Here is a 10,590-nt window from a genome sequence, read left to right as displayed (position 1 = left end):
GTGAAACGAAACAGCGCCGATGATAGTGTAGCATTTGCTATGTGAAAGTAGGACATTACCAGGCTTCAAATTGTAGAGAGCCCGACTAGAAATAGTCGGGCTTTTTTACGTCTGCAGAAAAGTAAAATGTGCGCAATTAATGCACACTCATATCGCGACACAAAGATAGTGTAGCATTTCACTGTGGCTTTCTACCGCTGTGGGCACTACGACAGTACCAGACTTCAAATTGTAGAGAGCCCGACTAGAAATAGTCGGGCTTTTTTACGTCTGCAGAAAAGTAATTTAGGGATTCCTCTAGAGCGAAGGACTTCTTAGTAAATCATTTATATCAATCAGCAATAATATTTAATCCATTTGAGAGGTTAAATCTGACCCTGACTGCGTTAAAAACCTCAAATATGAAACAACTGAATAACGAATTTTTGCCCTTCTTTTATCGACTCTGCTTAGTTATTGCTCTAATCTCAATTTATAGTCTGTTCCATTATTTCGTCTATAAAATGTGACAGAGTTCGTTTAGGTGAAATTAGAATAATAAGGGCTTAATCATGAGTAAAGTTGAAAACCATCCGCATGGTATTTTTTGTTGGTCAGAGCTTTGTACACACAATTGGAAAGACGGTAAGGCGTTTTATACATCTTTATTTGATTGGGGGCATGACGATCAACCTATTGGAGAGAACATATACTACACCATGCTACAAAAGCAAGGTGATGATATCGCTGCAATGTACGAAATGCCTAAAGAGCAAATTAGTGCAGGTATCCCAAGTCATTGGTTGGCTTACATTGCCGTCGATAATGTTGATGATTGTGCGCTAAAAGCAAAAAAACTGGGTGCTGAAGTTATTGCCGGCCCTCATGATGTTATGAATGCAGGTCGCATGCTTATGCTAAAAGATCCAGTAGGCGCAACTGTTGCACTATGGCAGGGGAATGAGCATAAAGGTTGTAAGCACTTAGGTGAATTAAATACGCCTTATTGGCATGAGTTAGCAACAAGAGATAGTAAAGTAAGTCGAGACTTTTACTGTGCTTTACTAGGCTGGGAAAGCGAAATAAAGCCTATGGAAGGGATGGACTACATTTTATTTTTAGTCGATGGACAACCAATTGCCGGTATGCTTGAAATGACAAGTGAATGGCCTGATGATACCCCTGCTCATTGGATGATTTATTTTGCAGTAGAGAGTTGCGATGTAATTGTTAGTAAAGCCGCTAGCTTAGGTGGACAAGTATGTGTTCCTGCAACAGATATCCCCGATGTTGGTCGTTTTAGTGTTATATGCGACCCTCAAGGTGCTGTATTTTCGGTGATCGAATCTGTTATGGATGACGTTTAAACACAGTTAAATTAGCTTTAGCGTTAATTTGCTCGCTAGTTTGATATAATACTCGTCAATTAAATCGTCAGAAAGTGCAGAGAACGCAATGGAATTTGAACAAGATAGTAATTTAACCCTCCCTTTATTTCTATTAGATGAATCATTAAGTAATAGAGACTTAGAGCAGCCTGATTTTGAAATATCAATTGGACTTGATGATGAGTTACTTGCTCAAATTTGCCAGAACCCAAGTGAAGATAGCAGTGTCGCTATTACTGTTAGCGGTTATGAGTTGCTTATAACTAATTCTTTGTACCTAGCTATATTAGATCAAGAGCACGATGCGCAGATAACATTAACGCATGGTCCTCTTTTAAGTATTGTTTTGAATACTGAAGGTCAGAATACATTCGTTTCTCCTCAAATGGATATGATGCCCACCTTTGATTTAGGTGATGAGGACGACGAATGAGAAAAATACTAATAAGTACGATAGTACTCATTATTTTAAGCGGTTGTGCATATTTGGGAAATGCTCACTACGATGATCTTTTTGGACCTGAACAAACACAAGAGAGAATGGTGCCTCATACAACAGGTGCTGGTGCTGATTTTTTACAAAATGTAAAACCAGTACTCGATACCCGCTGCGTCGTTTGTCATGGTTGTTACGACGCACCTTGCCAGCTTAAGCTCTCATCCCCTGAAGGTATTGACCGGGGGTTGAGTAAAGAGCTTGTTTACGATGGAACTCGTTTATTGGCTACGACCCCAAGCCGTTTATTATTTGATGCAACTAATACTCAGCAATGGCGAGAAAAAAACTTTACGCCAGTGCTAAATGAGCGCGTGCAAAGTGAAGAAGCTAACTTAGCGGGCAGTGTGTTATTTAATAGCTTAGTGTTAAAGCAAAGCCATGAATTGCCAGTAAATGAAGTGTTAGGTGATGAGTTTGACTTTTCGTTAGCGCGTTCGCAAACCTGCGCAACAATGGGGGAGTTCGATCGATTGGCAAGTGATCAACCTCATGGCGGCATGCCTTATGGTTTACCTGGTGTTTCGCGTGAAGAGTTTAATCATTTACAGAACTGGCTTAAAGGTGGTGGTAAAATGTCACATATTCAGCCACCAAGTAAGTATGATCAGAATAAAATAGCAGGCTGGGAAGCATTTTTAAATCAAGATAGCTTAAAGTATCAGTTATCAGCACGGTATATTTATGAGCATTGGTTTTTAGCACATATTTATTTTACTTCAGAAAACCCACAAAGCTTTTTCAAATTAGTTCGCTCAAGTACGCCTCCTGGTGAGGAAATAAAGTTAATTAACACGCGCCGCCCATACGATGACCCTAAAGTTAGCCGTGTTTATTATCGTTTTATGCAAGAGCGTACAACCATACTTTCTAAAACACATTTACCTCTTGAGCTTAATGAAGCTAAATTACTGCGTTTATATGAGCAGTTTATTGCGCCAGATTATACTGTTACGAAAATGCCTAGTTATGAGGCTAAGGCAGCATCTAACCCTTTTAAAACTTTCGAAGTTATTCCAATTAATTCTAAGTATCAATTTATGCTTGATGAGGCAGAGTTAATTATTATGGGCTTTATAAAAGGGCCTGTTTGTCGTGGTCAGATTGCTTTAAATGTTATAAACGATCATTTTTGGGTGGCTTTTGCTGATCCTAATAAAGTAGCGACTCCGGCTGTAGGGGAAATGCTAATGCAACATGAAGAGGCATTAGAACTTCCTGCCGCTGAGGAAAGTAATGCCTTACCCATTTCTAGCTGGGTTAAATATTCAGTTCGCGAGAAAAAGTATTTACAGGCGAAAGTTGAGCTTGCTAACAAAATGTTCAAAGGTGGTGAGCACCTTACAACAGACTTACTATGGAAAGGTGATGGGCATAATAAAAATGCAGCACTAACTATTTTCCGCCATTTTGATAGTGCAACTGTAGTTAAAGGTTTTATTGGTCAAGAGCCTAAAACCACGTGGATATTAGATTATGCTTTGTTTGAGCGTATTCACTATTTGCTTGTAGCAGGCTTTGATGTGTACGGAAATATAGGCCACCAATTAGTGACACGCCTATATATGGATTTTTTACGTTTAGAGGGAGAGCAAAACTTTTTAGCATTGTTACCTGAGGCTAAACGTAATCAAATCAAAAAGCAGTGGTATCGTAATTCACCACCTGACTTATCTAAGTTCTTTAAAAGTAACCGAGAATTTAGCCAGCCCAGTGGTATTAACTATGTAACAGATGATCCACAGCATGAGCTATATACTTTGATGAAAGAAGCCTTAGCGCCAGTTTTAAGTGAAAGATACAACTACACTGAAGTACCAAAGCCGTTAAATGTAGTAAGTAATATGCCAGCAAAAGCGGTAAACTTGTTACCTCAGCTTTCTTTTGTACTTGTAAAGCAAAAAGATAATAGTCATAAGGGCTACACTATTATTCACCATAATGCGCACTACAATATTTCTAGTTTACTAAACGAAGATGGTCAACGTGCTTATGATGAAGATACCGCAACGATTGTTCCTGGCTTTATCGGTGATTACCCAGCAGCTATTTGGTATTTAAATAACGAGCAGCAAGTAAATGCTTTTGCCGAGCAATTGCCTATGATGCAAATAGAAGCCGATTATGGTGCTTTGAAATCTAAGTTTGGTATTCGACGTACTCATCCACAGTTTTGGCAATACAGCGATATATTGCACGATACAGCTAAAAAGTATCGTGGGATAGAATATGGAATGTTCGATTATAATCGATTAGAGAATCGCTAATATAATTTTACTACTATGGCCCAGCTTGATGCTGGGCTTTTTTATTGGGTATTAATAATTCGCTTAATTATTTTGACTGATTCTTCGTTTTAAAAAATTAGTCTACACTTATATAAAAAAACTGGTTTATACATGTTCAATATTATTAAAAGCGTGAGAACACGTTACCGATGGGCACTAATTGCAATAGCGCTATTAATAAGTGGCTCTGCTTTATTAATGCAGCATAGTTTTTCTGTTCAAAAGTTTGATGCAAAAATTATTAACATCGCTGGTAGCCAGCGTATGCTCTCACAGAAAATTGCTTGGCACAGTAATGCTATGCTTAACATCAGTAATTACTCGCCCGCTCATACTGAGTCACTTGAAAAGTCCCTCAATACATTTAAAAAGTCCCATCAAATATTATTAACTAAAAACTCTGATGACGAATACATTTACTTAAATCCAGCGTTAGTAGACTTATATTTTGGTGAAACGATTGGGTTAGATAAAGCGGTATTTGACTATATAGAACAAACAGAGCGGCTTTTGTATCAGCAAGGAGAGATAAACCACTCAGTATTTTCTATAAAGCATGTTGAAACGTTATTAACAAAGCTTGATAAGGCAGTGAGCTTATTTGAATCTCAAGCTGTTAAAAAAGTAAATTGGGTCGCCAACCTAGAGATACTATGCTGGTTATTGGCAATGACATTATTACTTATTGAGTTAAGGTTTGTTTTTATACCAATGGAAAAAGAGGTTTCAGACACGCTTTTAGAGCTACAAAAACAAAAAGATTTTGTTTATCAAACAAGTCAAAATAAAGAACATTTTATTGCCAGAGCTAGTCACGAATTTAGAACACCTTTGCAGGGACTTATTACGTCTATTGAGGAGCTAGAGGTTTCTGATAAACAGCAAAGCGTTAAAACCCAAGCTAACTATTGCGCGCTTAGGTTAATAGCCATATTAGATGAATTACAAGACTTGCAGGCTTTAAGTGCAGGTAAATGGGTACCGCATTTAAATGACGAAAACCTTTTAGAGTCGTGTAATAAAGTAGTAATAGCTTACAAGCATGCGTGTAAGCAAAAAGGCCTAAAACTAGTTAGCTCTTTAGATGAATCGTTAAATTGTGTATGTAAATTGGATCATCAACGTTTGCAGCACACACTTACAGAATTAATTAGTAATGCAATTAAGTTTACACAAAAAGGTGAAATTACTGTTTCAGCTAAGCTTTTAAATGATGAATTTCATTTAACAGTGAGTGACACTGGCAGTGGCTTTTCGAAGAAGATTACCAGTCTTGAATTTGACTCATTTAAACAAACTAATCACTTTCAAGGGTTGAGAACAGGCCTAACCCGGGTTCAATACGTTGTAAAAGCACTGCATGGTGAAATTACTTTTACAAATAATAAAACTCATGGTGCTTTGGTGTCTTTGTATTTACCAGTGACAATAAGTAAAGCCCTCCCAACACCTCTTAAAGTAAACGACAAGCTAACGTGTTTAGTCGTTGAAGATAACCCATTAAACACTATGTTATTAACCCGCATACTTAGCTTATTAGGTTTAAGCTATGATTGCGCAGAAAATGGTAAAGTCGCGTGTGATATGGTGAGTGAAAATCAGTACGATATTGTTTTTATGGACTTAAACATGCCAGTAATGGATGGGTTTGAGGCTATTAAAAAAATACGTTCCGATCTTAATAAAGTAATGCCAATTATTGTTATAACAGCAAATACCTCACAAAATGATATAGAGCGAGTTTATGAATACGGAGCTAACCTCCATATTCATAAGCCAATAAGCCAGCAAGCAATTAAAGACGCATTAAATAGTATTAGCGTTGTTAGTGAAATAAATTAATTTTGCAGATAACAAGCTTGCTAAGCACTTTTAATATACGTTAACTTGCTGTTTTAAGGTTTATTAGGAAAAGTTAGTGCAGTCAATTACGCTTGAGCAATTTAATGGTTACTTACAAGGACAAGGCAAAAGTCGTTACGACATATGCAACCTAGATTGGCAAGTGAATCTAGCAGAACATTGGTTACTTTTAGGTGCTAATGGAGCCGGTAAATCTGCTCTGACAGCTGCGTTAATCGGTGAGGCTAAGTGCGAAAGTGGTAAGCGTATAAGTAGTATTAATAAGCTTATGCTCGTGTCTTCAGATTCACATAAACAGTTACTAGCTCAAGAATTAGAGCATGAAAAGCACTCCCTCGTTAAAGACCTTATTTTTACAGGGCATAGTAATAATGATGAGTTATTAGCGCAGCTAATAGAATTATTTAAATTTAGCTCATTACTAAATAGGCATTTTAGAGACCTTTCAACGGGTGAAACTCGTAAACTCCTACTTATAAAAGCACTCAGCTCCCATAGTGAGTTAGTCGTGCTTGATGAGCCATTTCATGGACTCGACGTACAATCTTGCCAGCAGCTTAATAAAATACTCATAGAGCTTAGCCAAAATATTACTTTTGTTTTTGTACTAAACCGCCTAGACGAAATCCCTTTATTCATTACTCACTATGGCTATGTAAACCAAGGTTGCTTGTTACATACTTTGGCAAAGCCAGACAGTGAGCAATTGAGTGATTTACTAAAACTACTTCATTTAGAACATACCTCATTGGATGTGCCATCTCCTGATACCGAACAAGAGCAAAAGGCATTCACCGGTAATACCTTAGTTAAATTGAGTAATGCTAAAGTTAGTTACAGTAATGTAAGCATATTCAAAAATCTCAATTGGACTATAAAAAAGCATCAGCATTGGCAGCTTAGTGGAGCGAACGGTTCAGGCAAAACATGCTTATTAAATTTAATAACAGGTGATAACCCACAGTGTTATAACAATGACATTGAAGTGTTCGGTTTTAAACGCGGAACCGGGGAGAGTATTTGGGATATAAAACAGCATATTGGTTTTATATCTAACGCGCTACATATGGATTACCGCGTAAGTATATCGGCTTTAAATACTGTTATTTCAGGATTTTACGACAGCATAGGTTTATATCAAAAACCGAGCGACGCACAAATTAATATTGCTAAGCAGTGGCTGGCATTTATTGGTTTAAGTGACAAGCAAAACACCTCATTCACCCAGCTATCGTACGGCGATCAGCGTATGTTATTAATTGTGCGGGCTATGGTAAAACATCCAACGTTACTTATTTTAGATGAGCCTTGCTTAGGCTTAGATGAAGCAAACAGGCAGCGTGTACTGCTACTAATAGAGAAAATTTGTGCTGCCAATACAAGTACTGTGATTTATGTAAATCATCATGCGGCAGACAAAATTAAAGGAATAGAGAATTACTTAAAAATGGAAGACTTTCATTAAAAGCTTAGAGAAAGGTTGAGCGAGAATTCACTCAACCCATTTTTATTTTAAAGACGAGTAACGCTAAAGCCTTTATCTCGAAGCTGTTTAAGTAACCCGTGTTTTTCAGGTAAATGCAGAGCGCCTACAGCAATAAATAGCTGCTCGTTTGCTAAACGCGGTGTGAGTTGTTTAACCCAATTATTATTGCGGTTAGTTAGCATTACTTGCTCGCTAATTTCACCGTAATTACTGTCATCAAAACTCATGTTGTAGTAATCGGTTAGTGTGTCCATGTCACCGCTTTTCCATGCATTAACTAACTTGATAAAGTAAGTATTAATATCGGCTAGTTGCTCAAAGGTTTCTTCAATCATTTCATTGCTTAATAGCGCCATACCATCAAACATTTGTAGTTGTTGCTCTAGGGTTTCAAGCTCGCCAATTTTAATATTATGCTCTTTAGCATAACTAAGCACTTGCTTGTCTATGCCGGTTTTATCTGAATATCCTGCATTTTGAAATTCAATTTGCATCATAGTCACCATAACAGCCCAAGGCTTTAAGCCATTAAACATAGCAATATCAATCGACTTTTTAGCAAAGTAATCTTTTAGCTTGGTATAATTTTGCTTTGAAAGCTCAGTTTGCAGTGTTTTACCGTCACTTAGCATCATAAATGGCATTGAGCGCTGTTGCATTTCAAGTGGAGTAAGTTTGCTTATATCAACTTCAACAATCACTTCTTTGCTTGCACTAATTGCATCGGTTACATTTTTAGGTAAGCCTTTCATGCTGGCATCACCAACGTGTACAGTGCCAAATAGGTAAGAACTGACGCCATTTTTTTCTATTTTATATAAGGCAGGAGCTGCATAGCTGTTCAGGCTAAATGTTATAAGTAACGCCACAATAAAAAAGTGGCTAATACGAGTAAGAGCATTCATGGTTTGTCCTTAAAATCTCAAAATTAGTAGTGTAAATACTAACCTAAATGTACTTCAGAGGTAACGTTAATATAAACGTTAACGTATTGTTTTCGGTATTACTGGCCGTAATAGTAAAGCCATTTAAGTTACATAAGCTCTGTACAATTGATAATCCTAAACCATGGCGCTGATTATTAGTTCTAGATGAATCTAGCTGATAGAGTGGGTCAAAAATAGCAGTTAGCTGTTCATCACTTAGTGGTTTATTTACTTTGTTACTAACAGAGATGCTCATGTTTGTGCTGTTATTTACGGCAGTTAATTTAATTGGTGCCTCAGGGAGTCCATAAAATAGTGCGTTATCGATTAAGTTACATAAAATGGTATTTAAACTAAATTCGTCAACATTAAGCGTAAGTTCGCCACTTATTTCGTTATTTAAACGCATTTTGATACTTGGATGCTTAAAGGTCAGCTCATCAATAATTTGATTTACTAAGTTATTTAGAGTGATATTTTGCGCATTCAATTGCATAGCACTACTACTTGAGCGCTGCAATAATAAGAGGTTGTTAACAATCGTTTTCATACGCTGTGAAATACTAAGTACATCACTTGTATAGGTGTCGCTAATACGTTTATCGTCAGGGTAGCGAATAGCCACCTCTGAGAGGCTTATGAGTTCAGCTATTGGGGTTTTTAGCTCGTGTGCAATGTCGCTTGTTAGGCGTTTTTCATTACTATAGAGTTGCTGATTAACGGTAATAAACTTATTTAGCTCGTTACGTATGGGTTCTATTTCTTCTACTTTAAAGTCGCTTTCTATTGTTTGCGCAACACCGGTAATATCGAGTAACTTAATTTGGTCGTTTAAATTGTGTAGAGGGTGCAGGCCTTTATTTACAATACGTGTCACTAAATAGCGCACACCAAACACACCAAGTACACAGGTTAAAATAAAGACCACATCAATAATAATCAGTACTTTATTAAGCTCAGAGGTGGGCGCTGCAATTGCAAGCGTCATGGTATTAAAAACAGCAGAGTGAGTGGGGTTTCTATCATCTTTTTGGGCTACAAAGTGACTTATAAGTGCGCGACCATCACGCCCGTTAGGAAGCTCGTAATCTATAATTTTAGATTCGTTTATCGGCATTTCTAAAAAAGGCAGGTTAGCATTTTCATAAAGCGCTAATGAGTCCGAGCGCTCAAACACATCACGGCCATGCCATAATTGGTAAAACTCCGTGGCATCGGCTGCTTCATATTCCGACATAAACTCACCAGCAAAATCAAATTCAACCACGTTGTTGTCATCTTCAACTAAGGTTTTTAAGTAGTTAGCTTTATTAGTTAAAGACTGATTGAACTGATCTTCCACCCAAGTATCAACACTTAAATCAACGGTTAAAAATATGGTGAACAAAATAACTGAGATCACAGCGCTAATATTATTAACGAGTTTACGTTTTATTGAGTGATTTTTATTTTGTTGTTGCGACATAACCAAATCCACGTTTATTTTTTATCGGGAGCTCGCCATCAAACTGTCTTACTTTTTTACGTATAGTTGAGATGTGTGCTTCAAGCGCATTTTTAGAGAGCATATCAAACTGACCTACCACCGCTTCACTTATAAGTTCAAGCCCCAATACTCGCTCTGGGGCGTTAAATAAGCATTCTATTATTTTGTATTCATTACGCGTGAGCGCAATAGCATGTTGCTTGTAGTGAAGAGTTTTAAGGGAGAGATCTAATACGCAATCACCTACGGTTAGGGTATTTTGTTGGTTTTGCAGTGAACCACGACGAAGTAATGCAAGGACACGAGCATGGAGTTCTTCAAACGAAAATGGCTTAGTTAAATAATCGTCAGCGCCTTTCATAAGGCCGTTAATTTTATCTTGAGGCTCACTTCGTGCCGATAAAATTAGCACACGGCTTTGGCTATTACTGCTGCGCAGTGCTTGTAAAATACTCATGCCATCAACGCTCGGTAGCATTAAATCAAGTACGAGGAGGTCGTAGTTTCCACTCAGTGCCATACTCAGCCCTTCTGAGCCATCACCAGTTTCATCTACGGTAAAACCAAGGTTGCTAAGGCCAACTTGCAAGCTGCGTCTTAGTGCTTCAGAGTCTTCAATAACGAGGATTTTCATGTTTACTCGGTTTATAAAAATAGCCTTGTTACTTTAACAAGGCT

Annotated in this window: 8 protein-coding genes; 5 read left to right on the top strand and 3 right to left on the bottom strand. The window is 37.5% G+C overall.

Annotated elements, in window-relative coordinates; genetic code table 11:
- Window positions 1–551 precede the first annotated feature (551 nt).
- From QMA08_RS13700 to QMA08_RS13680, 5 genes are all read left to right on the top strand, one after another.
- The gene (locus QMA08_RS13700; RefSeq protein WP_290174736.1) at window positions 552–1,346 is read left to right on the top strand and encodes a VOC family protein; all 795 of its coding nucleotides are present in this window, start codon (window positions 552–554) and stop codon (window positions 1,344–1,346) included.
- 88 nt (window positions 1,347–1,434) lie between these two features.
- Complete coding sequence (locus QMA08_RS13695; RefSeq protein WP_197122112.1) at window positions 1,435–1,800, top strand: hypothetical protein; 366 nt, start codon at window positions 1,435–1,437, stop codon at window positions 1,798–1,800.
- On the top strand, window positions 1,797–4,130 hold the full coding sequence (locus QMA08_RS13690; RefSeq protein WP_149602010.1) for a fatty acid cis/trans isomerase: 2,334 nt from the start codon (window positions 1,797–1,799) through the stop codon (window positions 4,128–4,130). The genes QMA08_RS13695 and QMA08_RS13690 overlap by 4 nt, the downstream gene beginning before the upstream one ends.
- A gap of 132 nt (window positions 4,131–4,262) precedes the next feature.
- Complete coding sequence (locus QMA08_RS13685; RefSeq protein ID WP_290174735.1) at window positions 4,263–5,993, top strand: response regulator; 1,731 nt, start codon at window positions 4,263–4,265, stop codon at window positions 5,991–5,993.
- Between the two features lie 76 nt (window positions 5,994–6,069).
- On the top strand, window positions 6,070–7,479 hold the full coding sequence (locus QMA08_RS13680; RefSeq protein ID WP_290174734.1) for an ATP-binding cassette domain-containing protein: 1,410 nt from the start codon (window positions 6,070–6,072) through the stop codon (window positions 7,477–7,479).
- Window positions 7,480–7,526: 47 nt separating this feature from the next.
- Here QMA08_RS13680 and QMA08_RS13675 read toward each other — a convergent pair whose 3' ends face one another.
- Genes QMA08_RS13675 through QMA08_RS13665 form a run of 3 tightly spaced genes read right to left on the bottom strand, consistent with a single transcriptional unit; the run spans window position 7,527 to window position 10,546 of the window.
- Window positions 7,527–8,405, bottom strand: coding sequence for a TraB/GumN family protein (locus QMA08_RS13675; RefSeq protein WP_033038531.1), 879 nt, complete (start codon window positions 8,403–8,405; stop codon window positions 7,527–7,529).
- 43 nt (window positions 8,406–8,448) lie between these two features.
- A complete protein-coding gene (locus QMA08_RS13670) occupies window positions 8,449–9,891 on the bottom strand; it encodes a HAMP domain-containing sensor histidine kinase (protein ID WP_290174733.1) in 1,443 nt (480 codons plus the stop codon).
- Entirely contained in the window at window positions 9,872–10,546 is a 675-nt protein-coding gene (locus QMA08_RS13665; RefSeq protein ID WP_290174732.1) for a response regulator transcription factor, read from the bottom strand. The genes QMA08_RS13670 and QMA08_RS13665 overlap by 20 nt, the downstream gene beginning before the upstream one ends.
- Window positions 10,547–10,590 lie beyond the last annotated feature (44 nt).

This window comes from Pseudoalteromonas sp. APC 3355 (assembly GCF_030407615.1).
Lineage (GTDB): Bacteria > Pseudomonadota > Gammaproteobacteria > Enterobacterales > Alteromonadaceae > Pseudoalteromonas > Pseudoalteromonas distincta.
The sequence above is the reverse complement of the archived record's forward strand: the minus strand, read 5'-3'. Positions and strand labels throughout refer to the sequence as shown.